This window comes from Pseudomonas sp. B35(2017) (assembly GCF_002113645.1).
Classification (GTDB): Bacteria; Pseudomonadota; Gammaproteobacteria; order Pseudomonadales; family Pseudomonadaceae; genus Aquipseudomonas; species Aquipseudomonas ekonensis.
Map to the genome: position 1 here is coordinate 236,883 of NZ_NEIZ01000002.1, position 26,385 is coordinate 263,267.

Annotated in this window: 22 protein-coding genes and 1 pseudogene; 10 read left to right on the forward strand and 13 right to left on the reverse strand. The window is 64.5% G+C overall.

Annotated elements, in window-relative coordinates; all coding sequences use genetic code 11:
* Position 1 precedes the first annotated feature (1 nt).
* From CAG41_RS04595 to CAG41_RS04615, 5 genes are read right to left on the reverse strand one after another with little or no spacing between them, the layout of a single operon-like run.
* Positions 2 to 1,003: a MoxR family ATPase gene (locus tag CAG41_RS04595; RefSeq protein ID WP_085580396.1), complete on the reverse strand. Its 1,002-nt coding sequence runs from the start codon at positions 1,001 to 1,003 to the stop codon at positions 2 to 4.
* On the reverse strand, positions 1,000 to 2,163 hold the full coding sequence (locus tag CAG41_RS04600) for a DUF4350 domain-containing protein (protein ID WP_085706742.1): 1,164 nt from the start codon (positions 2,161 to 2,163) through the stop codon (positions 1,000 to 1,002). The genes CAG41_RS04595 and CAG41_RS04600 overlap by 4 nt, the downstream gene beginning before the upstream one ends.
* Entirely contained in the window at positions 2,160 to 3,704 is a 1,545-nt protein-coding gene (locus CAG41_RS04605) for a DUF4129 domain-containing protein (protein WP_085706743.1), read from the reverse strand. The genes CAG41_RS04600 and CAG41_RS04605 overlap by 4 nt, the downstream gene beginning before the upstream one ends.
* Positions 3,691 to 4,668, reverse strand: a complete 978-nt coding sequence (locus CAG41_RS04610) for a stage II sporulation protein M (protein WP_085636598.1) — start codon at positions 4,666 to 4,668, stop codon at positions 3,691 to 3,693. The genes CAG41_RS04605 and CAG41_RS04610 overlap by 14 nt, the downstream gene beginning before the upstream one ends.
* Positions 4,665 to 5,390 (reverse strand): RDD family protein, encoded by a 726-nt coding sequence (locus CAG41_RS04615; protein WP_085629525.1) that lies wholly within the window; start codon positions 5,388 to 5,390, stop codon positions 4,665 to 4,667. The genes CAG41_RS04610 and CAG41_RS04615 overlap by 4 nt, the downstream gene beginning before the upstream one ends.
* A gap of 182 nt (positions 5,391 to 5,572) precedes the next feature.
* Here CAG41_RS04615 and sbcB point away from each other — a divergent pair, with 182 nt between their 5' ends.
* On the forward strand, positions 5,573 to 7,003 hold the full coding sequence (gene sbcB, locus CAG41_RS04620) for an exodeoxyribonuclease I (RefSeq protein WP_085636602.1): 1,431 nt from the start codon (positions 5,573 to 5,575) through the stop codon (positions 7,001 to 7,003).
* A 100-nt stretch (positions 7,004 to 7,103) separates the two neighbouring features.
* Here sbcB and mvaT read toward each other — a convergent pair whose 3' ends face one another.
* Positions 7,104 to 7,481, reverse strand: a complete 378-nt coding sequence (gene mvaT / locus CAG41_RS04625; protein WP_085580410.1) for a histone-like nucleoid-structuring protein MvaT — start codon at positions 7,479 to 7,481, stop codon at positions 7,104 to 7,106.
* A gap of 334 nt (positions 7,482 to 7,815) precedes the next feature.
* Here mvaT and purU point away from each other — a divergent pair, with 334 nt between their 5' ends.
* Positions 7,816 to 8,664: a formyltetrahydrofolate deformylase gene (purU, locus tag CAG41_RS04630; RefSeq protein WP_085580412.1), complete on the forward strand. Its 849-nt coding sequence runs from the start codon at positions 7,816 to 7,818 to the stop codon at positions 8,662 to 8,664.
* A 101-nt stretch (positions 8,665 to 8,765) separates the two neighbouring features.
* Positions 8,766 to 8,957, forward strand: coding sequence for a hypothetical protein (locus CAG41_RS04635; protein WP_085580414.1), 192 nt, complete (start codon positions 8,766 to 8,768; stop codon positions 8,955 to 8,957).
* A gap of 292 nt (positions 8,958 to 9,249) precedes the next feature.
* On the opposite strand, the gene CAG41_RS29085 is transcribed toward CAG41_RS04635, so the two are convergent.
* A complete protein-coding gene (locus tag CAG41_RS29085; protein WP_371856095.1) occupies positions 9,250 to 10,014 on the reverse strand; it encodes a methyl-accepting chemotaxis protein in 765 nt (254 codons plus the stop codon).
* A gap of 93 nt (positions 10,015 to 10,107) precedes the next feature.
* Positions 10,108 to 11,139 (reverse strand): annotated as a pseudogene (locus CAG41_RS29090) (cache domain-containing protein); the annotation flags it as partial.
* A gap of 189 nt (positions 11,140 to 11,328) precedes the next feature.
* On the opposite strand from CAG41_RS29090, the gene CAG41_RS04645 reads away from it, so the two are divergent.
* Positions 11,329 to 12,816 carry a helicase HerA-like domain-containing protein gene (locus CAG41_RS04645; RefSeq protein ID WP_085580418.1) on the forward strand — a complete coding sequence of 496 codons (1,488 nt, stop codon included), beginning with the start codon at positions 11,329 to 11,331 and terminating at the stop codon, positions 12,814 to 12,816.
* 30 nt (positions 12,817 to 12,846) lie between these two features.
* On the opposite strand, the gene CAG41_RS04650 is transcribed toward CAG41_RS04645, so the two are convergent.
* On the reverse strand, positions 12,847 to 13,302 hold the full coding sequence (locus CAG41_RS04650) for a DUF721 domain-containing protein (RefSeq protein WP_085580420.1): 456 nt from the start codon (positions 13,300 to 13,302) through the stop codon (positions 12,847 to 12,849).
* 320 nt (positions 13,303 to 13,622) lie between these two features.
* Between CAG41_RS04650 and secA the strand changes: the two genes are divergently transcribed.
* The 4 genes from secA to CAG41_RS04670 all read left to right on the forward strand — a co-directional run bounded on the left by secA (position 13,623) and on the right by CAG41_RS04670 (position 19,426).
* Positions 13,623 to 16,361, forward strand: a complete 2,739-nt coding sequence (gene secA, locus CAG41_RS04655; protein WP_085706744.1) for a preprotein translocase subunit SecA — start codon at positions 13,623 to 13,625, stop codon at positions 16,359 to 16,361.
* A gap of 122 nt (positions 16,362 to 16,483) precedes the next feature.
* On the forward strand, positions 16,484 to 17,701 hold the full coding sequence (argJ, locus tag CAG41_RS04660; RefSeq protein ID WP_085580424.1) for a bifunctional glutamate N-acetyltransferase/amino-acid acetyltransferase ArgJ: 1,218 nt from the start codon (positions 16,484 to 16,486) through the stop codon (positions 17,699 to 17,701).
* Between the two features lie 151 nt (positions 17,702 to 17,852).
* On the forward strand, positions 17,853 to 18,485 hold the full coding sequence (locus tag CAG41_RS04665; RefSeq protein WP_085580426.1) for a glutathione S-transferase: 633 nt from the start codon (positions 17,853 to 17,855) through the stop codon (positions 18,483 to 18,485).
* Complete coding sequence (locus CAG41_RS04670; RefSeq protein ID WP_085693919.1) at positions 18,482 to 19,426, forward strand: Nudix family hydrolase; 945 nt, start codon at positions 18,482 to 18,484, stop codon at positions 19,424 to 19,426. The genes CAG41_RS04665 and CAG41_RS04670 overlap by 4 nt, the downstream gene beginning before the upstream one ends.
* Positions 19,427 to 19,546: 120 nt before the next feature.
* Here the strand turns inward: CAG41_RS04670 and CAG41_RS04675 are convergent, their stop codons facing one another.
* From CAG41_RS04675 to CAG41_RS04685, 3 genes are read right to left on the reverse strand one after another with little or no spacing between them, the layout of a single operon-like run.
* On the reverse strand, positions 19,547 to 20,131 hold the full coding sequence (locus CAG41_RS04675; protein WP_085580430.1) for a cob(I)yrinic acid a,c-diamide adenosyltransferase: 585 nt from the start codon (positions 20,129 to 20,131) through the stop codon (positions 19,547 to 19,549).
* A gap of 3 nt (positions 20,132 to 20,134) precedes the next feature.
* On the reverse strand, positions 20,135 to 22,171 hold the full coding sequence (locus CAG41_RS04680) for a HAMP domain-containing sensor histidine kinase (RefSeq protein ID WP_085580432.1): 2,037 nt from the start codon (positions 22,169 to 22,171) through the stop codon (positions 20,135 to 20,137).
* 45 nt (positions 22,172 to 22,216) lie between these two features.
* Complete coding sequence (locus tag CAG41_RS04685) at positions 22,217 to 23,134, reverse strand: putative 2-dehydropantoate 2-reductase (protein ID WP_085706745.1); 918 nt, start codon at positions 23,132 to 23,134, stop codon at positions 22,217 to 22,219.
* 140 nt (positions 23,135 to 23,274) lie between these two features.
* Here CAG41_RS04685 and CAG41_RS04690 point away from each other — a divergent pair, with 140 nt between their 5' ends.
* The gene (locus tag CAG41_RS04690; RefSeq protein ID WP_085580436.1) at positions 23,275 to 23,760 is read left to right on the forward strand and encodes a YajQ family cyclic di-GMP-binding protein; all 486 of its coding nucleotides are present in this window, start codon (positions 23,275 to 23,277) and stop codon (positions 23,758 to 23,760) included.
* A 137-nt stretch (positions 23,761 to 23,897) separates the two neighbouring features.
* Positions 23,898 to 24,740 carry a mechanosensitive ion channel family protein gene (locus CAG41_RS04695; RefSeq protein WP_085580438.1) on the forward strand — a complete coding sequence of 281 codons (843 nt, stop codon included), beginning with the start codon at positions 23,898 to 23,900 and terminating at the stop codon, positions 24,738 to 24,740.
* 138 nt (positions 24,741 to 24,878) lie between these two features.
* Here the strand turns inward: CAG41_RS04695 and CAG41_RS04700 are convergent, their stop codons facing one another.
* Positions 24,879 to 26,207: an OprD family porin gene (locus tag CAG41_RS04700; protein ID WP_085629531.1), complete on the reverse strand. Its 1,329-nt coding sequence runs from the start codon at positions 26,205 to 26,207 to the stop codon at positions 24,879 to 24,881.
* Positions 26,208 to 26,385: the final 178 nt, after the last annotated feature.

Consider the following 26,385-nt stretch of genomic DNA (forward strand, 5'->3'; position numbering starts at 1 on the left):
GTCATTGGCGCGGCGCCGGCACTTGGTCGAGCAGTTGCTGGAGCACCTGATCCACTTGCAGTCCTTCGATGTCCAGCTCCGGGGTGATGCGCACCCGATGGCGCAGCACCGCCAGCGCACAGCCCTTGATGTCATCCGGGATCACGAACTCGGCGCCGCGCAGGACGGCACGGGCCCGGGCGCAGCGCACCAGCGCAATGGAGGCCCGGGGGCCGGCGCCGAGGCTCAGGCCCGGCCAGCTGCGGGTGCTGCGGGCCAGGCGCACGGCATAGTCGAGCACCTGGTCGTCCAGCGGCAGGTCGCTGGCGATGCGTTGCAGGGCCTGGACGTCCTTGGCCTGCAGCACCGTGCGCAGCGGCTGCACGTCGAGCATGTCGGCACGGCTGGAGCGGGTGACCTGTCGCACCATGTCCAGTTCCTGGTCGGCGTCCGGGTAGTCCATGCGCACCTTGAGCATGAACCGGTCGAGTTCGGCTTCGGGCAGCGGGTAGGTGCCTTCCTGCTCGATCGGGTTCTGGGTGGCCAGCACCATGAACGGTTGCGCGATGGGCAGGGCCCGCCCTTCGAGGGTGACCTGGCGCTCCTGCATGGCCTCCAGCAGGGCGGCCTGGGTCTTGGCCGGCGCACGGTTGATCTCGTCGGCCAGCAGCAGGTGAGTGAACAGCGGCCCCTTGCGCAGCTTGAACTGTTCGGTCTGCAGGTCGTACACCGCGTGACCGGTGACGTCGCTGGGCATCAGGTCCGGGGTGAACTGGATGCGCGCGAACTCGCCGCCGAACGTCTTGGCCAGGGCCCGGACCAGCAGGGTCTTGCCGAGCCCCGGCACGCCTTCGAGCAAGACGTGGCCGCCGGCGATCAGGGCGGTAAGCACGTCGTCGATCACGCTGTCCTGGCCGATCAGGGCCTTCTGCAGTTCGTTGCGCACCGCCTGGGCCAACTGGGTGGCCCGCTGGCGTTGCTGGGCGGCATGGCTGGCGGCGCCGGGCTCGGTCTGTTCGTTCATAGGGCGTTCCTCAAGGATTGCAGGTGGGCGACCTGCCGGCTGAATTCGGCGCCGGACAGGCGCTGCTTGCGCACCGGGCTCAGGGCCTGGCTGATGGCGCGGGTCGGCTGCCGGGTCAGGCGCGACAGCGCCAGCCATTGCTCGGCCACGTTCAATTGATCGAAGCCCGGATGGCGCCGCCGGGCCCGGCGCAGCACATCCTGCTGCAGGGCTTGCAGCAATGTCCGCTGCCCGTTGTGGCGCAGGATGAAACCGGCGCTGGCGCGCAGATGCTCCTGCAATTGCCGGCGTCCGCCGGGGGCGGGCGCAACGACCGGCCCGTGACGGACGCCGGCGTGCCACAGCCACAAGAGGATCAGGGCCGTCAGGGCCACGATGGCTTGCGGAAAGTGGCGCCAGAGCAGGGTCGGCAGGCCGTCGCGGGCCGTGTTGAACAGCAGGGTCACCGAGGTGTCGGCGCTCAGGTACCAGAGCAGCCAGGCGTTGTCGTGCCGGGCGATGTCCGGGGTCTTCCAGAGTTCGGCATCGGTGACCACGGTGATCGTGCCGACGCCGTAGGGCAGTTGCATCATGTGGGTGGCCCTGCCGCTGTTGGCCCAGGCCTGGGCCAGGTTCTTCGGGTCTTCAAGGTGAAAGTCGGTGTCGAAGCCGACGTAGGCCGGGGCGTCTTCGTCTTCCAGGTACAGCTTGGTCAAATTGGGGTAGGGATCGTCCGCCGCGTCCGGCGCAGGCTCCTTGAGATCCTTGCTCAGCGACTGGTGAAGCTGCACACGGTCGAGCAACAGGTCGTTGCTTTGGCCGCTGCGTTCGTCCCACAGCGATTCGGCGACGAACACCAGCCGTCCGCCGGCACGGGCCCAGTTGAGCGTTTGCTCGACCTGGCGCGGCGTCATGTTCGAACGGTCGCCGAACAGCAGCAGTGTGTGCCGGCGCGGGTCGATGCCGGGCAACGCATCCAGGCTTTCGGCATGGGTGACGGACAGGCCGCGCCCGCGCAGGAACAGCTCCGCCGCCAGGTAAGGATTGGCCTGCGCGGCGGGAGAGGGGCCGTGGTCGATCACGCTCTGGTAGGGGTCGGCCTTGAGGTACAGCAAGAGGCACAGCGCGCCCAGCAGGGCGACGGCCAAGGCAGCGGCCAGCCTGACCGCGAGCCGGTTCAATGCGCCGCTCCCGGGCCGAACAGGGTGCGCCAGCCGTCGCACAGTTCCTGTTGCAGGTGCGCGGCGGGCAACCGGTGCCCGTAGGCCATGTTCTGCCAGTGCCCGGTCAGGCTGCGGCTGAACGCAAGCAGTTCCGGGCGCTGCAACCGCTCGATCTGCGCCAGCACCTGGTGTTCGGTGTCGGCGGGTTTGAGCGTCAGGCCGAAGTCGTGCAGCAGATGGCTGAGCAGCGCCCGGTAGAGCAGGCCCAACGCCGCCCGGGGTTGGCTGGCCCAGAGCTGTTCGGCGCTGGTGGCGATGTCGTCGGGCAGCGTTTCCCGGTTCAGGTCGAGGCCGAAGGCCTGCTGCGGCGCGGGGCGGTGCGGGCGTGACGGCCTCTTCGGACGACGGCCGGCGAATGCCTGCAGCCAATCGCGGTAGCGCCAGATCAGCCAGCCGAGCGCGGCCGACAAGGCGCCCCACAACAGCACTTCGATCAATTGCGCAAGGCCGTCGAAATGCCGGCTGTCGAGCCAGTCGAACAGCGTTTCCAGCCATTGCGGCACGCCGCCTTCGTGGGTTTTCTCTGACTGTTCGGGATCGTCGCCGAAGCGGTAGCGGGTGACGGTTTCCGGGTTCTTGAACGGCGGTTGCTCCAGCAATGCCTTGATGTCGTCGCGGGAGGCCTGGCTGGTGAGGGGTTGGTGCAGCAGGCGCGGCGCCTGCGGGGCGTCGGCCGGTTCCGCCGCCCAGGCGGTCGGCGGGGCGGACCACAGCAAGGCGAACGCCAGCAGCAGGACCGGCGCGACGCCGCTCAGGCGCTGGCGCAGGCGGCGGAACACCAGTTCGATGTCCCAGGCCTCCAGCACGGTGCGCCGGTTCAGGTAAAGGCTGAAGCCGCAGGCCACGTAGACCGGCTCCCATACCACCAGCACCAAGGCGTAGAAGGCGTTGGTCAGGTGTTCCAGCCAAAGCCAGTCCTGATCGGCGGCCAGGATCAGGCTCTGCCAGTCCCAATCGGTTTCTATTTGTTGCGGCAGCAGCAGGTAGAACAGCACCATCAGACCGATCCACAGCGCCGTTTCGAGATGGACGCCGATGATCGTCAGCCACTGCGCCGCCCCGGCATTGCGTTGCAGCAGCACCCGCAGACGCTGCTGGCGCGCGCTGCCGGACAGGCCTTCGAGCTGCACCACCGGCAGCAGGAAGCTGCGGCTCAGGCTCAGGCGGCGCCAGGTCAGGCTGGCGAGCAACTGCGGCTTGAGCAGGCGCGGCCATTCCCGCAGCGTCTGTCTCAGGGTCGGCGTTTCACCGAACAGGGCCCTGGAGAGGATATACAGCGGCAAGCGTTCGTAGGCCGGCTTCAGCCACCAGAAGATGAACAGGGCCAGCGACGGCGAACGCCACAGCGACAGGCTCAGCAGGGCGAACAAAGGCAAGGTGACGAGGGCCCAACTGGTCATCAGCAGGCGCCGGTGCCGCTGGCTCATCAGCACGCCCAGATCCATGGCTTCCCAGGTCGAGCGCGGACGGATCGCCACGGTGGCGTCACTCAGGCGCATGGCGGGCCTTTCCGGCAAACAGCAGATAGGCGGCCACCAAGGCCCAAAGCCCTGCGCCGACCCCGTACTTGGTCAGCGGCGCCACGGTGGCGCGCGAGGACCAGTAGGCCTCGATGAAGGCCGCGATCAGCAGGAACAGCATGACCCCGCACACCAGCGACACGCTTTGGCGCGCCGCGTGCCTGAGCGCTTCGCCGCGGGTCAGGCGCCCGGGGGCGACCAAGGCCCAGCCCAGCTTCAGCCCCGCCGCCCCGGACAGGGCGATGGCCGTGAGCTCGAAGGCGCCGTGGCCGATCACGAACGACCAGAACGGCTGGCCGAAACCGATGGCGCTCAGGTGCCCGGCCACCGCACCGATGAACAGGCCGTTGTAGACCAGGTAGAAAACGCTGCCCAGCCCGAGCAGCAGCCCGCTGGCGAAGGTCTGGAAGGCGATGCCGATGTTGTGCATGACGTAATAGCCGAACATCACCCAGTCTTCGCTGGCCGCCCGTTCGGTCGGCCGCCCGAGATGACCGGCGGCCGGGTCGTACATGCTTTGCACTTCGCGCACCTGGTCGGCGGGAATCAGGGCGTACGCCAGGTCAGGGAACAGCCGCACCAGCACACCGAAGCCGATCAGGCTGGCGAAGAACAGCAGGGCGGCGGTCAGCACGAACCGCCATTCATCGCGCACCGTGCGGGGAAACCCGGCAAGGACGAACCCCGCCAGACCGGCGCCGGCCCGGCTGCGCTGACGGTACAACTGCTGATGACCACGCAGCGCCTGCTGCTGCAGCGAGTCGATCAGGAAACTGCTGTAGCCCCGCTCCTGCGCCAGGGCCAGGTGCTGGCAGAGCCGGCGGTAGGCCTTGGGGAAACCGGCCACCTGCGACGTGTCCTTGCCTCGCTCCAGGCGTTCGAGCGTCAGCGCGAAACGCTCCCATTCGGCCTTGTGGCGGTTTTCGAAGAGGTTCTGCTTCATGTCGGGCCCAGCAGGCCGCGGGCGATGCCGTTGAGCTCGCCGACCGCCTTCGGTGCGCTGATGTGCAGCGGCTGGGCGAGCAGGGCGGCGAGTTCGTTGACCCGTGCCGGCGACAGCTCGCTTTGGCGTTCGGCGAAACCGAGCAGGGCGCGTTGCTCGCTCAAGGTGAGGGGCACCGGACAACGGCGGGGAACAGCCTCAGGCAATGACGGAGGTCGGGGCGGGGTTTCGCCGTAGACCACCAGCGTGCCGGCGGCGATGTCGCCCAGGCGTTTGAAGGTCGGGTGCTGCAGGCAACTGAGGGCGCCGAGGAAGTAGCCGAACGGCATCAGGTCGACGACGCGCAGCAGGTTGCGCAGCAGCGAGGCCGACCAGCCGACCGGCGTGCCGTCGTCGTGCACCACCCGCAGGCCCATCCACTGCTTGCCCGGCGACCGGCCCTGGCGCAGCACCTCGAACAGCACCATGTACCACCAGCTCACCCCGAACAGCAGGAGCGAGCCCAGGCCCATGCCGAGCCTGCCCAATGCCGCCAGCGCCATGAACAGGACGCCGAGCGCCGCTCCCCGCAGGGCCAGGTCGATGGCGAATGCCACCGCGCGCACCGGCAGCCCTGCCGGGCGCAAAGGCAGGTCGATGCCTTCCGGCGTCTCGACCTGATGCCGGGTGTCCTGCGGCGTAACCAGCGGTGCTTTCCTTGGCGGTGCTGAAGGCTCGAACATGGGCTACCTGAGATGTCGCCGGATGGGGATACGAGTGCGTCCGATGCTAGCAGCCTCTTGGGGGAAAACGACATAACTATGTATTGCACACCGCGCCGCGAAATGTGCCTGAATGATGCCGCGCTGGTCGTGACGGCGGTCGAGCGCCTAGACTTCGCCGATCTTCAGTTCAGGAACACCCCGTGACTTCCATCTTCTGGTACGACTACGAGACCACCGGCATCAACCCGCGCAGCGACCGCCCGCTGCAGGTGGCCGGCATCCGCACCGACCACGCGCTCAACGAGATCGGCGAGCCGGTCAATCTCTATTGCCGGCCCAGCGACGACATCCTGCCGCATCCGGCGGCGTGCGCGATCACCGGCATCACGCCCGGCCGCCTGGCCAGCGACGGCCTGAGCGAAGCCGACTTCATGACCCGGGTGCATGCGCAACTGGCGGCGCCCGGCACCTGCGGCGCGGGCTACAACACTTTGCGCTTCGACGATGAAATGACCCGTTACAGCCTGTACCGCAACTTCTTCGATCCCTATGCCCGGGAATGGCAGGGCGGCAACAGCCGCTGGGACCTGATCGACGTGGTGCGCGCCGCCTATGCCTTGCGTCCTGACGGCCTGGAATGGCCCACCGACGACGAAGGGCGGGTGACGCTCAAGCTCGAACGCCTGACCGCCGCCAATGGCATCGATCACGGTCATGCCCACGAAGCGCTGTCGGACGTGCGCGCCACCATCGCCCTGGCGCGGCTGATCCGCGAGAAGCAGCCGAAACTGTATGACTGGCTGTTTCAACTGCGCAGCAAACAGAAGGTCATGGATCAGATCCGCCTGATGCAGCCGATGGTGCACATTTCCGGTCGCTTCTCGGCGGCGCGGCATTATGTGGGCGTGGTGTTGCCGTTGGCCTGGCATCCGCGCAACCGCAACGCGCTGATCGTCTGCGACCTGCACCTCGATCCGCAGGGGTTGCTGGATCTGGATGCCGACACCCTGCGCCGGCGCCTGTACACCCGGCGCGAAGACCTGGCCGAAGGCGAACTGCCGGTGCCGCTCAAGCAGATCCACATCAACCGCTGTCCGGTGGTGGCGCCGATGTCGGTATTGCGTGCCCAGGATCAACAACGGCTTGGCCTGGACATGGCGTTGTATCAGGCCCGTGCCTTGCGGCTAAGTGACGCACAGCAAGTTTGGAAAGATAAGATCCCGGCCATTTACGCCAGTGAGGAATTCACCCCGAGCGAAGATCCGGAACAACAGTTGTACGACGGATTTATCGGCGACCGGGATCGGCGTCTGTGTGAACAAGTGAGGGCGGCGGATCCTGCGCAATTGGCGCAGGAACAATGGCCTTTCGATGATGAACGTCTGCCGGAGTTGTTGTTTCGATATCGAGCACGCAACTTTGCGCAGACGTTGAATTCCGAAGAACAACAACGCTGGACGGATTTCTGCCGGCAGCGGTTGTCGGACAGCGAGTGGGGGGCTCCCAATACCCTGACATCATTTGCCGAAGCCATGGGGCAATGGGCGCTTAGTGCGACGCCTGAGCAAAGTGCGGTGCTCGCGCAATGGCAGGATTATGTCCAGGTGTTGCGCAAACGTTTGAACCTGTGAAACCGGACAAGTCCCCATAAAATTGAAGGCATAAAAAAACGCCAGCGGATGCTGGCGTTTCTTCGTGTGTCGCGGACGTGTCTGCGACGGGGGTTGCAGCTTAGCCCAGCAGGGTGGACCAGCTCTCGACCACGTCACCGCCCCACTTGGCTTTCCACTCTTTCAGAGTCTTGTGGTTGCCGCCTTTGGTTTCGATGACTTCACCGTTGTGCGGGTTCTTGTATTGTTTAACTTTGCGTGCACGCTTGGTGCCGGTAGTTTTGACTGCGCCGCCGCGTGGGGCCTTGGTTTTGGACTCTGGATCCAGCAGCGCGATGATGTCGCGCAGGGACTTGGAGTACTCGCCCATCAGGGCGCGCAGTTTGCCTTCGAATTCCAGTTCTTTTTGCAGTTTGTCGTCTTGCGACAGGTTCTGCAGACGGGCTTGCAGCTCTTTGATGGCTTCTTCGGTGGCGCGGTATTCGTTGATCAAGGACATGGTTACTACCTTATGTAGGAGTGCTGGGTGGCAGGGACAGTGCCGCAATAATAGTCAGGCTGTTTCATCAAGTAAACATTTAACCGGGTCATTTATTTGAATTAGTTTCGATGAAAAGGCCTGAATTGAATATTCGGTTAAATAATGTGATGCAGTCTTCAGCGATATTCACGGTCGTCCGTTCGCCCATGGCTTTTGCGCCTGCGCCCCTGACGGCAGGCGGTGGCGAGCGTCCCGTCCGCCCCGGAAACGGACCGGGCGGTCATCAATACTGCAGTTTTTGCGCACAGTCGCTAGAATGGCCGCCTTTGCGAAGTTCTGGAGTTTCCCCCTCATGCGCACCTTTCGGTTGGTGATTTCCTGCCCGGACCGCGTTGGCATCGTTGCCAAAGTCAGTAACTTTCTGGCGTCCCACAACGGCTGGATCACCGAAGCGAGCCACCACTCGGACAATCAGGTCGGCTGGTTCTTCATGCGTCACGAAATCCGTGCCGACTCCCTGCCGTTCGGCATCGAAACCCTGCGCGAGAAGTTCGCGCCGATCGCCGAAGAGTTCTCGATGGACTGGCGCATCACCGACACCGAGCAGAAAAAGCGCGTAGTGCTGATGGCCAGCCGCGAGTCCCACTGCCTGGCCGACCTGCTGCACCGCTGGCACAGCGATGAGCTGGACTGCGAGATCGCCTGCGTGATCTCCAACCACGACGACCTGCGCAGCATGGTCGAGTGGCACGGCATCCCTTACTACCACGTGCCAGTGAACCCGCAGGACAAGCAGCCGGCCTTCGCCGAAGTCTCGCGCCTGGTTCGCCAGCACGAAGCCGACGTCGTGGTGCTGGCGCGCTACATGCAGATCCTGCCGCCGGAACTGTGCAGCGAGTACGCGCAGAAGGTCATCAACATCCACCACAGCTTCCTGCCGTCGTTCGTCGGCGCCAAGCCGTACCACCAGGCTTCGCTGCGTGGCGTGAAGCTGATCGGCGCAACCTGCCACTACGTGACCGAAGAGCTGGACGCCGGCCCGATCATCGAGCAGGACGTGGTGCGCGTCAGCCACAGCGACAGCATCGAGGACATGGTGCGTTTCGGCCGTGACGTCGAGAAGATGGTGCTGGCCCGCGGCCTGCGCTATCACCTGGAAGACCGCGTGCTGGTGCACGGCAACAAGACCGTGGTGTTCTGACCGGCCCCAAAGGCGTCGGTTGAAAAAGCAAGGGCTTGGGCGTTCAATCGTCCAGGCCCTTTTTTTATCCGCAGAATCCGTTCGAACCCCGAGGAGATGCCATGAGCGATCCACTGGACAAAGCCACTTCAAAAGCGCCTGCGACGTTGGGGGAGGGGTGTCTGGCGCGCTACGACCCGGATGACATGGGCCCTGAGGACGGGACGGAGTTTCCCGGCGCGGCTGAGCTGTGGGAGCGGCTCAAGGATCAGGAGGAGAACGACGAGCCTGAGGGGGAGTCGGTGGAGCGTTAGCGCCGCAGTGGTTTGCGTTGCACCCTCACCTGACTGGCGGTGTTTGGGCTGACGCCATCGCCAGCAGGCTGGCTCCCACCGTTTTAGTGGGAGCGTTGGATCAGTCGCCAAAGGTGTCGGTTGTTGCGGCCTCATCGCTGGCAAGCCAGCTCCCACAGGTTTTTGCGGCGTTTGCGGATTCTGTGTCCGCCGCAAAAACCGGTGGGAGCCAGCCTGCTGGCGATGACGGCAAACCAGCCCCCATCGGGGCCGGCAATCCCGCCGCGATCGCGAGCAGGCCGGTGAAGGCGCCTCAGATCCGGAAGGTGCCCACCAGATGCTTGAGCCGCGCCGCCTGCTGCTCCAGGTCCGAGCAGGCGCGCAGAGTGGCCTGCAGGTTTTCCACGCCTTCCTGGTTCAACGTGTTGATCTCGGTGATATCGACGTTGATCGATTCCACCACGGCGGTCTGCTCTTCGGTCGCGGTGGCCACCGACTGGTTCATGCCGTCGATCTCGCCGATGCGCTGGGTCACGCTGCTCAGGCGTTCGCCGGCCTGGTTGGCGATCTCCACGCTGTCCTGACTGTGGCGCTGGCTGTCGCTCATGGTGCTGACGGATTCCCGGGCGCCGACCTGCAGCTCCTCGATCATGGTCTGCACCTGTTGCGCCGACTCCTGGGTGCGGTGCGCCAGGTTGCGCACTTCGTCGGCCACCACGGCGAAGCCGCGGCCCGCCTCGCCGGCACGGGCCGCTTCGATGGCGGCGTTGAGCGCCAGCAGGTTGGTCTGCTGGGAAATGCTGGTGATCACTTCCAGGATCTGGCCGATGTTCACGGTCTTGCTGTTGAGCGATTCGATATTGGTGCTCGACGCGCTGAGCATGCTCGACAATTGGTTCATCGCCTTGATGCTGCGGTCCACCACCTGCTGACCGTCTTCGGCCAGGTTGCGCGCGTCGCTGGCCTGGGTCGAGGCTTGCGCGGCGTTGCGGGCGATTTCCTGGGCGGCGGCGCCGAGCTGGTTGATCGCGGCGGCCACGCTGTTGGTGCGCGAGGCCTGCTGGTCGGAGTTGTACATCGACGAGTTGGACGCTGCGACCACCCGCAGGGCGACTTCGTTGACTTGGCCGGTGGCCGAGGACACTTCGCGGATCGAACCGTGGATGCGCTCCACGAAACGGTTGAACGCGGTGCCGAGCACGCCGAACTCGTCCTGGTTCTGGATGGTCAGGCGCTTGGTCAGGTCGCCTTCGCCGTCGGCGATGTCTTCCATGGCGCGGGTCATGACGTGCAGCGGCTGGATCAGGATGCGGATCAGCATGCCGAGCAGGGCGATGATGATTGCCACCGCGATCACGGTCGCGATCACGGCCGAGGTGCGGAACTGGCTGAGCATCGAGAACGCCTTGTCCTTGTCCACCGACAGGCCGATGTACCAGTTCACCGACGGCAGGCCCTTGATCGGGGTGAAGGTGACGATGCGGGTCTTGCCGTCGACGGTGACTTCGCTGAAGTCGCTGCTGATGCGCGGGGTGTCCTGCGGGTAGGCTTCCTTGAGCGATTTCATCACCAGGGCCTTGTCCGGGTGCACCAGGATCTTGCCGTCGGCGCTGACCAGGAACACATAGCCCATGCCGTCGAAGTCACGGGCGGCGAGGGTGTCGATCAGGGTTTGCAGGCTCAGGTCGCCGCCGACCACGCCCACGCTCTGACCGGCCTTTTTCGAGGCCGTGGCGATGGAAATGATCAACTGGCCGGTGGCCGCGTCGATGTAGGGTTCGGTCAGGGTCGAGGTGCTGCTGCCCTCGGCGCCCTTGTACCAGGGGCGGACGCGGGGGTCGAAGCCGTCCGGCATCTTGGCGTCCGGGCGGATGGTGAAGTGGCCGGTGGCATCGCCCAGGTAGGAAGCCATGAACGTCGACGTCAGGGCTTTCTGTTCCAGCAGACCGGCGACCGTCGAAGGTTCCGGGTTGATGGCGATGTTCTGGGCGGCGTTCTCGATCAGCAGGATGCGGCCGTTGAGCCAGGTCTGGATGTTGCCGGCGGTGACCTCGCCCATCTCGTTGAGGTAGTTGTTCAGGTCCTCGCGGATCGCGTTGCGTTGCAGCCAGTCGTTGTACAGCGTGAACGAGGCGAAGGCGGCGATGACGATGAGGGCGGCGGCAAGCAGGATTTTATGGCTGAAGCGCAGGTTTTTGTTCATGGCTTGGGGTTCCGCTAAGGTCTTAATGTCCAGGACGTGCTTTTATGGAAGCGCGCAGAATGGGCAAGGGTGAAAGTAAGCTGATATTTCCGTCTCTCCTTAGGGAAATGTCAGACCAAGCTTGTGGCTGGGTCTCTCGCCTTTATGTATCGGCCATGCAGAATCAAAGATTAACCATTAGGTGACAAAATGCCTGACTCTCTGCAACTCGTAATCGGCGCCGATCTCGCCGGGCAACCGATCGCCCAGGCCATGCGCCTGGCCAACCGCCACGGCCTGGTGGCCGGCGCCACCGGCACCGGCAAGACCGTCACCTTGCAGCGCCTGGCCGAAGCGTTCAGCGACGCCGGGGTCGCGGTGTTCGCCGCCGACGTCAAGGGTGACCTGTGCGGCCTCGGGGCCGCCGGCAATCCTCAGGGCAAGGTCGCCGAGCGCATCGCCGGCATGCCGTGGCTGAACCACACCCCTCAGGCCTATCCGGTGACGCTGTGGGACATCCACGGTCAGTCCGGTCATCCGTTGCGCACCACCTTGAGCGAAATGGGCCCGCTGCTGATCGGCAGCCTGCTGGAACTCACCGACAGCCAGCAGTCGGCGTTGTACGCGGCGTTCAAGGTGGCGGATCGCGAAGGGCTGCTGTTGCTGGACCTGAAAGACCTGAAGGCGCTGCTCAACCACCTCAAGGACAACCCGCAACTGTTGGGCGAGGATGCGGCACTGTTCACCACCGGCTCGAGTCAAGCGCTGCTGCGGCGTCTGGCGACGCTGGAGCAGCAGGGCGCCGAAGCGCTGTTCGGCGAGCCGGCGCTGCAGCTCGAAGACATCCTGCAGCCGGCGGCCGACGGGCGCGGGCGCATTCATCTGCTCGACGCCAGCCGCCTGGTGCACGAGGCGCCGAAGGTGTACGCGACCTTCCTGCTGTGGCTGCTGGCCGAGCTGTTCGAGCAGTTGCCCGAGCGCGGCGACGCCGACAAGCCGCTGCTGGCGCTGTTCTTCGACGAGGCCCATTTGCTGTTCACCGATACGCCCAAGGCCTTGCAGGATCGGCTGGAGCAGGTGGTGCGGCTGATCCGCTCCAAGGGCGTGGGGGTGTATTTCGTCACCCAGTCGCCGGGCGACCTGCCGGACGATGTGCTGGCGCAGTTGGGCCTGCGCATCCAGCACGGCCTGCGGGCCTTCACCGCCAAGGAACAGAAGTCCCTGCGGGCGGTGGCGGACGGCTTCCGGCCCAATCCTGCGTTCGACACCCTGACGGTGCTGACCGAGCTTGGCATCGGCGAAGCGCTGGTCGGCACCTTGCAGGAAAAAGGCACCCCGGAGACGGTGCAGCGCGTGCTGGTGGCGCCGCCGCAATCGCGGATCGGGCCATTGACCGAGACCGAACGCACCGTGCTGATCGGCGGATCGCCGTTCAAGGGGCGTTACGACAAGCCCATCGACCGCGAGTCGGCCTACGAGATCCTGATGGGCCGCAAGGGGCTGGCGCCGGAGGCCGAAGCGGCGCCGGGCAAACCGGCGGCAGAGGAACCGAGCCTGGCCGACCGCGCCGGGGAATTCCTCGGCACGGCGGCGGGTCAGGCGCTGAAATCGGCGATGCGACAGGCGGCGAACCAGTTGGGCAAGCAATTGGTGCGCGGCTTGATGGGCTCTTTGCTGGGGGGCAGCAAGCGGCGCTGACCGGCGCCGCCATCGCCAGCAGGTCGGCGGTCAGCCTTTGGTCTTGGCGTGTGCCGCCAGCCGCTCCAGCGCCGCCCGCAGGTTCGGGTCGCTGATCCCCTCGGCGGTGGACTGAAGGGTCGCCGCCGCATCCGTCGACAGGTCGACGCTGTGTTCGCTCGGCCCGCGCTGGACGGTCGGTGGTTGCACCTTGAACAGAATCCGCGTCAGCCCGGCGAACTCGTCGAACATCTGCAATTGCCGTTGCAGGCGTTTTTGCTGATAGCGCAGGCGGGTCGCCCAGTGGCCGTCGGTGACAATCAGCAACAAATCCCCTTCACGCCACTTGGCCACATGGCAGTGCTCGCGGGCGGCGGGCTGCAACTGGGTTTCGAGCAGGCGCTGCAGGTGCCCCAGGCGTTGGGCGTGGTTGAGGATGGCCTTCAGCGGCCTGGCTTCGCGAAGCAGGACAGCGGGTGCCTTGGCTGTGTGCGGGCGAAATGCCATGATCGAACACCGAAATTGACGGGGGCACTATGTTAACAGGAAGGTTGTCAGGAAGCGGCTCACGCACTCGCCCCATTGCTTTTGCCTCTGCTTTGCCCCTTAAATCACCGACTGACTTAAGTGCCGTACGGCTTGAAGTCGAGCAAAACGCCCCTATTTTAAGTGAGCCCCGTCAAAGCGCAGTGCCAGCATCGTGGAACATCGCCACTTTCCTCACCACCGTTTCCGGGTAGAATGCTCGTTCGCATGCGGCCATGAGGGCTGCACGGGCGACTCACGGGGCCGCCCTCCATCCCTTTAGTGTGGAAGATCCTGCCGATATGTTTGCGCCTTTGTTAAAGAAACTTTTTGGAAGCAAGAACGAGCGTGAAGTCAAACGCATGCTCAAGACGGTGCAACTCGTCAATGCCTTCGAAGAGAAGATGGTCGCCCTTTCGGACGATCAACTGCGCGCCAAGACTGCCGAGTTCAAGGACCGCATCGCCAAAGGGGAAACCCTCGACAAGCTGCTGCCCGAAGCGTTCGCGGTCGCCCGCGAAGCCGGCAAGCGCGTCATGGGCATGCGTCACTTCGACGTTCAGCTGATCGGCGGCATGACCCTGCACGAAGGCCGGATCGCCGAAATGCGCACCGGTGAGGGCAAGACCCTCGTGGGCACCCTGGGCGTTTACCTCAACGCGCTGTCCGGCAAGGGCGTGCATGTGGTGACGGTGAACGACTACCTGGCCCGCCGCGACGCCAACTGGATGCGTCCGCTGTACGAGTTCCTCGGCCTGACCGTCGGTATCGTCACGCCGTTCCAGCCGCCTGAGGAAAAGCGTCTGGCCTACGCCGCCGACATCACCTACGGCACCAACAACGAATTCGGGTTCGACTACCTGCGCGACAACATGGCGTTCAGCATGGAAGAGAAATTCCAGCGCGAACTCAACTTTGCCGTGATCGACGAAGTCGACTCCATCCTCATCGACGAAGCCCGTACCCCGCTGATCATCTCCGGCCAGGCCGAGGACAGTTCCAAGCTGTACATCGAGATCAACAAACTGATCCCGAAACTCAAGCTGCACGTCGAAGAGGTCGAAGGCGAAGTCACCCAGGAAGGCCACTACACCGTTGACGAGAAGACTCGCCAGGTCGAACTCAACGAGGCCGGCCACCAGTTCATCGAAGACCAGCTGACCAGCATCGGCCTGCTGGCCGAAGGCGAGAGCCTGTACTCGGCGCACAACCTGAGCCTGCTGACCCACGTCTACGCCGGCCTGCGTGCGCACAAGCTGTTCCACCGCAACGTCGAGTACATCGTGCAGGACGGCCAGGTCGTGCTGGTCGACGAGCACACCGGCCGCACCATGCCGGGCCGCCGTCTGTCGGAGGGCCTGCACCAGGCCATCGAAGCCAAGGAAAACCTGAACATCCAGGCCGAAAGCCAGACCCTGGCCTCGACCACGTTCCAGAACTACTTCCGTCTGTACACCAAACTGTCCGGCATGACCGGTACGGCCGACACCGAAGCGTTCGAGTTCCACCAGATCTACAACCTGCCGGTGATCGTGATCCCGACCAACAAGCCGTTGGCCCGTAAGGACTACAACGACCTGGTGTTCCTGACCGCCGAAGAGAAATACGCGGCGATCGTCAACGACATCAAGGAAAGCATGGCGGCCGGCCGTCCGGTGCTGGTCGGTACGGCCACCATCGAAACGTCCGAGCACATGTCCAACCTGCTGGTGAAAGAAGGCATCGAGCACAAGGTGCTGAACGCCAAGTTCCACGAGAAGGAAGCGGAAATCATCGCCCAGGCCGGTCGTCCGGGCGCGCTGACCATCGCCACCAACATGGCCGGTCGCGGTACCGACATCCTGTTGGGCGGCAACTGGGAAGTGGAAGTCGCTTCGCTGGAAAACCCGACCCCTGAGCAGATCGCCCAGATCAAGGCCGACTGGCAGAAGCGTCACCAGCAAGTGCTGGAGGCGGGCGGTCTGCAGGTGATCGCCTCCGAACGTCACGAATCCCGCCGTATCGACAACCAGCTGCGTGGCCGTGCCGGCCGTCAGGGCGACGCCGGCTCCAGCCGCTTCTACCTGTCGCTGGAAGACAGCCTGATGCGCATCTTCGCCTCCGACCGGGTGAAGAACTTCATGAAGGCCCTGGGCATGCAGCCGGGCGAGGCGATCGAGCACCGCATGGTGACCAACGCCATCGAAAAGGCGCAGCGCAAGGTCGAAGGCCGCAACTTCGACATCCGCAAGCAACTGCTGGAGTTCGACGACGTCAACAACGAACAGCGTAAAGTGATCTATCACATGCGCAACACGTTGCTGGCCGCCGACAACGTCGGTGAGACCATCGCCGACTTCCGCCAGGACGTGCTCAACGCCACCGTCAGCGCCCACATCCCGCCGCAGTCGCTGCCGGAGCAGTGGGACGTGGCCGGCCTGGAAGCCGCGTTGCAGAGCGACTTCGGCGTATCGCTGCCGATCCAGAAATGGCTCGACGAAGACGATCACCTGTACGAAGAGACCCTGCGCGAGAAGCTGCTGAACGAGCTGGTCGCCGCCTACAACGAGAAGGAAGACCAGGCCGGCGCCGACGCCCTGCGTTCCTTCGAGAAGCAGATCGTGCTGCGGGTGCTGGACGACCTGTGGAAAGACCACCTGTCGACCATGGATCACCTGCGCCACGGCATCCACCTGCGCGGCTATGCCCAGAAGAACCCGAAGCAGGAGTACAAGCGCGAGTCCTTCACGCTGTTCTCCGAACTGCTGGATTCGATCAAGCGCGACTCGATCCGTGTGCTGTCGCACGTTCAGGTGCGCCGCGAAGACCCGGCCGAGGAAGAGGCCCGTCTGCGCCAGGAAGCCGAAGCGCTGGCCGCCCGCATGCAGTTCCAGCACGCCGAGGCCCCCGGCCTGGAAGCGCAGCCGGAAGAAGTGGGTGAAGAGGTCGACGTGGCCCTCGCCACCGCGCCGGTTCGCAACGAGCAGAAACTGGGCCGCAACGAGCTGTGCTATTGCGGTTCGGGCAAGAAATTCAAGCATTGCCACGGGCAGATCCAGTAAAACCCGTTTCAATCGCTGAAATACCCGCGCCGCGACCGGCATCAGCCGTCGCGGCGTTTTGCCATTTATCCCGCCGCTTTTCCGTGTGGCGGTGCTGACATTACTGATTGAGGAGCGCATTCATGGCTGTTGGTCTTGGTCCTTTGCCAACGTTGCACCCGGTTGCCGGTTTTGAACTCGGTATCGCCTCGGCCGGCATCAAGCGCCCGGGGCGCAAGGATGTCGTCGTGATGCGCTGTGCCGAAGGCTCCACCGTGGCCGGCGTGTTCACGTTGAACGCTTTCTGCGCAGCGCCGGTGATCCTGGCCAAGCAGCGCGTGAAGAATCCGGTGCGTTACCTGCTGACCAACACCGGCAACGCCAACGCCGGCACCGGCGAGCCGGGCCTGGCCGCCGCCGAGCGCACCTGCGCCAAGCTGGCCGAACTGACCGGCGTGGACGCCAGCCTGGTGCTGCCGTACTCCACCGGCGTGATCGGCGAGCCGCTGCCGGTCGAGAAGATCGAAGGCGCGCTGCAGGCCGCCCTGGACGACCTGTCGGAAAACAACTGGGAAGCCGCCGCCACCGGCATCATGACCACCGACACCCTGCCCAAGGGCGCCAGCCGCCAGTTCCGGCATGACGGCGTGACCGTCACCGTGACTGGCATCAGCAAGGGCGCCGGCATGATCCGGCCGAACATGGCGACCATGCTCGGCTACATCGCCACCGACGCCAAGGTCTCCCGCGACGTGCTGCAGAACCTGATGCTGGACGGCGCCAACAAGTCGTTCAACCGCATCACCATCGACGGCGACACCTCGACCAACGACTGCTGCATGCTGATCGCCACCGGCAAGGCCGCGCTGCCGGAAATCACCCGGGCCGAGGGCGAGCTGTTCGCCAAGCTCAAGCAGGCGGTGTTCGAGGTGTGCATGGACGTGGCCCAGGCCATCGTGCGCGACGGCGAAGGCGCGACCAAGTTCGTGACCGTCGAAGTCAACGGCGGCGGCAACCACCAGGAATGCCTGGACGTCGGCTACACCGTCGCCCACTCGCCGCTGATCAAGACCGCGCTGTTCGCCTCCGACCCGAACTGGGGCCGCATCCTGGCGGCCGTGGGCCGTGCCGGCGTGCCGGACCTGGACGTGAGCAAGATCGACGTGTTCCTCGGCGAAGTGTGCATCGCCAGCCGCGGCGCCCGTGCCGCGACCTACACCGAAGCCCAAGGCGCGGCGGTGATGCAGCGTGAAGAGATCACCATCCGCATCGAGCTGGGCCGCGGCGATTGCAGCGAAACGATCTGGACCACCGACCTGTCCCACGAGTACGTGAAGATCAACGCCGAATACCGCACCTGATTCGGAACCGGGTCGCGGCCATCGCCAGCAGGCTGGCTCTCGCAACGGACATTCTGCGCATGCAGGTTCTGTGGGAGCCAGCCTGCTGGCGATGACGGCGGCCCGGCACTGAAAGTCCCGACGTTTTCCACTGACGAAAAGGCGCCAAACCATGTCCCTGCACCTGATCATCGGCGACAAACTGCTTTCCTCCTGGTCCCTGCGCGGTGCCCTGGCCCTTGAGCTGGCCGGTGCGGCCTACACCGAAGAACGGGTCAAGCTCGGCAAGCCCGACACCCGCGAGCGTCTGCTCAAGCACTCGCCGACCGCCAAGGTGCCGCTGCTCAAGACCCCCCACGGCACCATCGCCGACTCGCTGGCCATCGCCGAGTACGTGGCTGAGCAGTTCCCGGCTGCGCAGCTCTGGCCCGCCGACGTCGCTGCCCGCGCCCAGGCCCGCTCGGCCTGCGCCCAGATGCACAGCGGTTTCTTCGCCATGCGCAACCACATGCCGTTCGACCTGAGCCACGAAGCGCCGCTGAACCCGGTGCCGCCGGAAGTGAAGGCCGACATCGAGCGCATGCTCGCGCTGTGGGCCGAGTGCCGCGCCGTGGCTACGGAAACCGGTCCCTACCTGTTCGGTCGCGCCAGCCTGGCCGACGCGTTCTTCGCCCCGATCGCCGTGCGCCTGCGCACCTATCAGGTGAGCCTGCCGGCGGCGGACGAAGCCTATGTTGAAACGGTCTACCGATGGCCGGCCTTCCAGGCCTGGCAGAAGGCGGGCCTTGAGGAGTTGCAGTCGTGAAACGTGTACACGTCGCTGCGGCCGTCATCCGTGACGGCAGCGGCAAGATCCTGATCGCCAAACGGGCGGACAGCCAGCATCAGGGCGGGTTGTGGGAATTCCCCGGCGGCAAGGTCGAGGACGGCGAATCGGTCGAGGCCGCGCTGGCCCGTGAGCTGCGCGAAGAGCTGGGGATCGTGGTCGGCCAGGCGCGCCCGCTGATCAAGGTGCGCCACGACTATCCGGACAAGCAGGTGCTGCTGGATGTCTGGGAGGTCGCAGCCTTCACCGGCGAGCCCCACGGCGCCGAAGGCCAGCCGTTGGCCTGGGTGACGGCCCGGGAGCTGGCGAACTACGAGTTCCCGGCGGCCAACCAGCCGATCGTCGCGGCGGCACGGTTGCCCGGCGAATACCTGATCACCCCGGACGGCCTGGAGACGCCGGCCTTGCTGCGGGGCATCCAGAAGGCCATCGCCGGCGGGATCAAACTGATCCAGCTGCGCGCGCCAAACGGCTACGACCCCAAATACCGCGATCTGGCGGTGGATGCGGTGGGGCTTTGCGCCGGCAAGGCTCAGCTGATGCTCAAGGGGCCGTTCGAATGGCTGGGGGATTTTCCCTCCGCCGGTTGGCACATCACTGCGGCGCAGTTGCGCAAACACGCGGCGGCGGGGCGTCCGTTGCCGGCCAACCGCTGGCTGGCGGCGTCCTGCCACAACGCCGAAGAGCTGGCGCTGGCCGAGCAGATGGGCGTGGACTTCGTGACCCTGTCGCCGGTGCAGCCGACCCTGACCCATCCGGACGCGCAGCCGCTGGGCTGGGAACAGGCCCGGGCGTTGATCGAGGGCTTCAGCAAGCCGGTGTTCCTGTTGGGCGGCGTCGGCCCTGCGGAGCGGGAGAAGGCCTGGGGTGTCGGGGCCCAGGGCGTGGCGGGGATTCGGGCGTTCTGGCCGCAGGCTTGAGCTTGCGGTGAGCTTGCCGGCCTCATCGCCAGCAGGCTGGCTCCCACAGTTATCTCGGTTGAATGCAGCCTCTGTGTTCACCGCAGAACCCTGGGGGAGCCAGCCTGCTGGCGATGGCTTTTACTGCCCTGAAGGCTTGGCCGCCGGCTGCCAAAGGATCTCGGCGATCCCTTGGCGACGGGCAATCAGCCGCGCCGCCACAAACAGCAGGTCCGACAGCCGGTTGATGTACGCCAGCCCGACGCCGGCCAGCGGTTCCACGGCATTCAAGTGCTGGCACCGTCGCTCGGCGCTGCGGGCCAGGCTGCGGCAGGCGTGGGCCTGGGCGATCAGCATCGAGCCGCCGGGCAGAATGAAGTTCTCCAGCGGCCCCAGCTCTTCGTTCCAGACATCGATGGCGGCCTCCAGGCGCTCCACCTCGGCCGTGTCCAACGCCTGATACGCCGGCATCGCCAGTTCGCCGCCGAGGTCGAACAGCCGGTGCTGGCAGGGCGCAAGCACCTCGATCAGTTCATTGAGCCCCGGGCATTGCCCGCGCTCGGCGATCAGCCCCGCCAGCAGCACGCCCATTTGGCTGTTCAGCGAATCGACTTCGCCGATGGCCTCGATCCGTGGGTGATCCTTGGGCACGCGGCGGCCGTCGCCCAGGCCCGTCTCGCCCTTGTCGCCGGTGCGGGTGTAGATCTTCGACAGGCGAAAGCCCATGGTTTACCTCGCTATCTGATTCAGTTCGGGTGCATTGGCGGTCGGCTGCACGAGCGGCAGGCGCAGGGTGAAGCAGGTGCCTTGGCCGAGCGTGGACTGCACCTCCATCTGGCCCTTGTGGTTGTTGGTGATGATGAAGTACGACACCGACAGCCCAAGCCCTGTGCCCTGACCGATTTCCTTGGTGGTGAAGAACGGTTCGAAGGTGCGTTTGCGCACGTTCTCGCTCATGCCGATGCCGTTGTCTTCGACCTGGATCTCCGCCCACGGCGGGTTCAGCCGGGTGCGCAGGGTGATCCGTCCCGGCTCGCGGTCGTCTTCGCGCTGGTGGATGGCCTGGGCGGCGTTCTTCAACAGGTTGAGCAGCACTTGCTCCAGTTCGTTGGCGGTGCCCGGCACCGGGCCGAGCGCCGGATCGAACTGGCGGACGATCGCCTGGCCCTTGAAGTCGAAGCCGATGGCCAGATCGAAATCGTTGCCGGCGATCTCCACGGCCTGGTCGATCAGCGCCGGCAGGTCGCACGGGGCCATTTGCCGGGTGCTGCGGCGGCTGAAGCTGAGCATGTGGGTGACGATCTTCGCGGCCCGGGCGCCAGCCTGCTGGATGCCGTCGAGCAGTTGCGGCACTTCGCGGTTCTGCAGGTAGCGGTTGACCGCCTCCAGTTCCAGGCCCAGCAGTTCGGCCTGCTCCAGGTTCTTCGGCAGGTCCGCCGACAGCCGCCGGCGGATGTTCTGCACGTTGTGCAGGATCGCCCCCAGCGGGTTGTTGATTTCGTGGGCCATGCCGGCGGCGAGGCCGCCGACCGAGAGCATCTTCTCCGACTGCACCATCATTTCCTCAAGCGACAGGCGTTGGGTGATGTCGTCGATCCGGATCACCACGCCGCGCCCGGCGCCGCCCATCAGCGGGTAGAAGGTGAGGGCGTAGTGCTTGGGCTCGTCGTCCTTGAGCCAGGTCACCCGCTCGATCTTCGCCACGGTGTGCTGCTCGACGGTCTGCTTGAGCTGCGGCAGGAATGGCTTGAGCGGTTCGAACGCGAGGAAGATCGGCTGGTTCAGCGCTTCGTCCAGCCGCGTGCCGGAAAGGGCGCTGGCCTCCTGGTTCCACTGGGTGACGTAGAGCTGTTCGTCGAGGGCGATCAGGGCCGAGGGCATGGAGTCGATGATGCTGTTGAGGTAGTTCTGAAAACCCGTGAGCTTCTTTTCGATCTTGCTGCGCACCTGGACTTCCAGTTCCAGCTTGCGGTTGGTGTGGCGGGTTTCCTCGGCCAGGCCCTGGGCCTGGTCGTAGGCGGCCTGGGAGTCGTCGCGGGCGCGCTTGAGCTGCTGCTCGCGGGCCTCGATGCGCGACAACATGGTATTGAACGCCTCGGCCAGGCTGCCGATCTCGTCGTGGTTGCCCCGGGAGGCGCGCAGGGCGTAGTTCTCTTCGCGGGTCACCTGGCGGGACAGCTCTTCGAGCTGGTGGATGGGGCGGGTGATCAGGCGTTTGATTTGCCGTGCGATGACCAGCCACAGCAGTACGCTGAAGATCAGGATGCCCAGGCTGGCGGTGAGGGTGCCGGTGTAGAACGCCACCGGCAGTTCGCTGCTGGCCACCAGCAACAGGTGGCCGGGGGCCGCGCCGGGGCGGGGCAGGGTGATCAGTTGGTTGCTGCGGAATTCGGTCAACTGCCAAGCTTCGATGTGCCGGTAGCGCTCGGGCAGGCTGAGCTTGTCGCCGCGCTGCACCTGGGCGATGCGTTCGCCCTTGCCGTCATACAGGGCGGCGGCGCGCAGCGGCGAATAGCTGTCGAGCTCCTTGAGCAGCCGCTCAGCGCTTTGCGGCGATTGCAGGGCATCGGCCACCAGGGCGGGGTTCGACACCAGCCGGCCGATGGTCTGCAACGCCTGGGGCGCCATGCTTTCCTGGGAAATGTAGTAGGCGGCGCTGATGAAGGTCAGGTTGGCGACCAGCAGGACTGTGGTCAACAGCACCAGCAGGGCGGCCAGCAGTTTCTGGCCGACCGGCAGGTTTTCGAGGCGCTGGCGCAATGGCATCGGGTTTATCGCAGCAAAGGAACAAGTGGCCAGCGTAGCCGCTGCTCAATCGCCGGGCAATCCGAGGCGTTGCAGATGGGTGATCAGGCGCTGCTGCAACTGATGCAGGTGAGGCAGGTTCACCCGGTGCCGCTCGGCGGCTTTGCAGGCGTGGCCCAGCAGGTAGCTGATCTCGGTGCGGCGCCGGTTCGCCACGTCCTGGTGCATCGAGGAGAAGTTGGCGGCCGTGGCCTGGATCACCCGTTCGACCTCTTGTTGCAGGTTGTCGGCCGCCGCCGGTTGGCCGCAGCGCTCCAGCAGGTCGGTCAGCTCGGCGCACAGGGTGGCGACTTCGCAGGCATGCTGCTGCAAGCCGCCGTTGCGGCAGTCGTGCAGCACCGTCAGGGGATTGATCGCGCAATTGAGCGCCAATTTGCGCCACAGGCGGGTGAGGATGTCGGTGCTCCACTCGTGGGGGATCTTCGCGGCGCTCAGGTCGTCCAGCCAAATGGGCGCCACCGGATGCGCGGCGTCGCCGAGCCAGGTGTAGCCATGGCCGGCGAACACCACGCGCCAGTCGCCGTCGCGGAAGGCGCCTTCTGTGCTGGAAGCGAAAATGCACCGTGCGTGCGGCACCCGGGCGGCGACCGCTTCCTGGCTGCCGAGGCCGTTCTGCAGCAGGATCAGCTCGGCATCCGGCGCCAGGCGCGGGGCGAGGCGGGCGACGGCGCTTTCGGCGTCATAGGCTTTGCACGCCACCAGCAGCCGCCGGATGGGCTCAGGGTGATCCGGCGTCTGCGCCGGCACGGCCCAGGTGCCCGGCTCGCCGTGTTCCACCAGGGTCAGTCCGCCGGTCGCTTCGTAGTCGCGCAGGCGCGCCGCGTCACGCAGGATCAGCCGCACCGGCTGTCCGGCCCGGGCCAGCCGTGTGGCCCACAAGGTGCCGAGGCTGCCGGCGCCGAGCACATGCCAAGGGGTGGACATCAGTTTTTCGCTCGCTGGGGTAAAGGCATGCAAGGCTCGCCGTGTGGTGGGGAAAAGACCCGTTATAATGAGCCCGATTTTAACCGCAAGCCAAGCGCGCCGCGTCCTGTACGGGCGCGCCTTTTCATTGGAGAGATTACATGCCGTCGTTCGACGTGGTATCCGAGCTGGACAAACACGAAGTCACCAACGCGGTCGAGAACGCCGTGAAGGAGCTCGATCGTCGCTATGACCTCAAAGGCAAGGGCAGCTTCGAGTTCAAGGACAAAGACCTGACCGTCAACCTGACCGCTGAAGCCGAGTTCCAGCTGGAAGCGATGATCGAGATCCTCAAGCTGGCCCTGGTCAAGCGCAAGATCGATGTGCAGTGCCTTGAGGTCAAGGACGCTTTCGCATCGGGCAAGGTGATGAAACAGGAAGCCGTGCTCAAGGAAGGCATCGACAAAGAGCTGGCGAAGAAGATCGTCGCGCACATCAAGGACGCCAAGCTCAAGGTGCAGGCGGCCATCCAGGGCGAGCAAGTGCGCGTCACCGGCAAGAAGCGCGATGACCTGCAGGAAGCCATCGCGGCGCTGCGCGCCAAGGAATTCGGCATGCCGCTGCAGTTCAACAACTTCCGCGACTGAGCCATCATTGTGGAACCTCTCGGCGTTTAAGGCGTCCGAGGCCCAAGCAGCGGCAGAAACGATCCGGCCCCTTCGGCCCGGTCTTTCTGCCGCTGGTTTTTATAGCCCGGGTAGCCGGAAAATTCAGGAGATAGAACATGGATTTGAATGCTGAGGTGGACAACCTCGTCAAGGTGTCTCAGGCGTGGATCCCGATGATCATGGAGTACGGCAGCCGCGTCTTGCTGGCGGTCGTGACCCTGGCCATCGGTTGGTGGCTGATCAACAAGGTGACCCAGAAGCTCGGCGGCCTGCTGGCCCTGCGCAATGCCGACCTGGCGCTGCAAGGTTTCATCAGCAGCCTGGCGAACATCATTCTCAAGGTGCTGCTGATCGTCAGCGTGGCGTCGATGATCGGCGTCGAAACCACATCGTTCGTCGCGGCCATCGGTGCGGCCGGCCTGGCCATCGGCCTGGCGTTGCAGGGCAGCCTGGCGAACTTCGCCGGCGGCGTGCTGATCCTGCTGTTCCGTCCGTTCCGCATCGGTGACTGGATCGAGGCCCAAGGCGTGGCCGGCACCGTCGACAGCATCCAGATTTTCCACACCGTGCTGCGCACCGGCGACAACAAGACCATCATCGTGCCCAACGGTAATCTGTCGAACGGCATCATCACCAACACCAACCGTCAGCCGACCCGCAAGGTCGTGTTCGATGTCGGCGTCGACTACGAAGCCGATCTGCAAAAGGCCCGTCAGGTGCTGTTGGAGTTGGCCAAAGATGAGCGCGTGTTGCAGGATCCTGCGCCGCAAGCGGTTATTTCGACCCTGGGCGACAGTTCGATCACTGTTTCCCTGCGCGTCTGGGTCAAGACCGCAGACTATTGGGATGTGATGTTCATGTTCAATGAACTGTCCCGCGACCGTTTAAAGACCGCCGGCATTGATATTCCGTTTCCGCAACGGGTGATTCGTGTGGTTCAGGAATCGGCAGTGCAGTGATTGAATTGACAGTTCTTCGGTTGACTCTTCAGTCAATGGTCGAACTTGAAGACGATCGAGCAGATGTAATAACGCCGCATATAAAAAGGCCCATCGCAAGATGGGCCTTTTTTTGTGTAGCGAACTAACCCGCTGCGATTACAAGATCGACAGTGGGTAGTCGACGATCAGGCGGAACTCGTCGATATCACCTTCGCCTTGGTCAGTGTTAGCACGGTGCCAAGCTTGACGGATACGGAAGGACAGGTCTTTGGCAGGGCCGGATTGAACGACGTACTTGGCTTCCACGTTGGTTTCGTGGTGTTTGCCGTCTTCGCCGTACAGACCGGTGTAGGCGCTGCCGGCTGGGGTGTTGGTGCCGTCGATGTCCCAACCTTTGACGTAACGGGCCATGAAGCTCAGGCCTGGAACGCCGTACTCGGCCATTTTCAGGTCATAACGAGCCTGAACGGATTTCTCGCCTGGGCCGTTGAAGTCAGAGTACTGGATGGAGTTGGCGAGGAAGATCGAGTCGCCGCCGCGGTTGTTCTTGCCTACGCCGATGTAGTCGAACGGGGTGTCGCCGTTCACTTTCTGGAAGCCGATGGTGAAGGTGTGGGCTTTCAGGAAGGACAGGGCGGTTGCCAGGGACCAGGCGGTGTTGCTGATTTCGCCGGCGTTCGCGCTACCGGTGTCGGTGGTGCGGTAGATGTTGAAGTCGGTGTTCAGCGAGGTGTCACCACCGAACGGCGTGGTGAGGTTCACGTTGGCGTAGTACTGGTTCCAGATGTCTTCCAGCTTGGCGCCGTAGAGCGATGCGCTCAGGTTGTCGGTGATGCCGTACTTGCCGCCGAAGTAGTCGATGCTCTTGGCGCGTACGCCAGCGTAGTTGGCCCACAGGTCGCCGTCACGGGCGTTGCGGTCCTGGCTGGTGGCGGAGTAGAAGTGACCGGCTTCCAGATCCAGGTCTTTGACTTCGCTGCTCTGCAGTTGGATACCGCTGGCGGTTTGGTGAAGGATGCGGGAGCCGCCTACAGCGAACACCGGAGCGGTGCTTGGCTGCATGTCGCCGATCTTCAGCTCGGTCTTGGATACGCGGAACTTGACGGCGGCGCCGGCCTTGCCTTGGCTGTCGTTGTTCTCGCCCTGGGCGTTGGTGCTCAGGTTGCCCGAACCGGAGTACTTGTCGGAGCCGTCCAGTTTGATCGCCAGTTGACCCCAGCCTTCAACGCCCACGCCCACGGTGCCTTGGGTGTAGCCGGAGCTGAAGTGAGCCTGGAAGCCCTGGGTCCAGTCCTTGTCGTCCACCGCACCGTCTTTCTTGTTGCGGTTGTAGTAGTAGTTGCGAAGCAACAGGTCGAACTTGGCGTCTTCAACAAAGCCTTTGGCTTCAGACTGGTCACTTACAAAAGGTGCGGCCGTAGCCAGCTGAGTACTGGCTGCTGCAGCAACTGCCAGTGCGATCATGCTCCACTTCATCACGCGCATCGTGATTTGCTCCTTTGGTTTTAGAAGAGTACTGCCGTCCCACCGGTTTTATTATCTGGGCGGCTCTTTCTTTTTGTGTCGGCGCAAACTTATATCACGCCGACCATGTTGGCGATACTTGCGCATCCAACCTTTCAGCTTCTTTACGACCCTGTCGCAATCGGCTTCGTAGATGTCG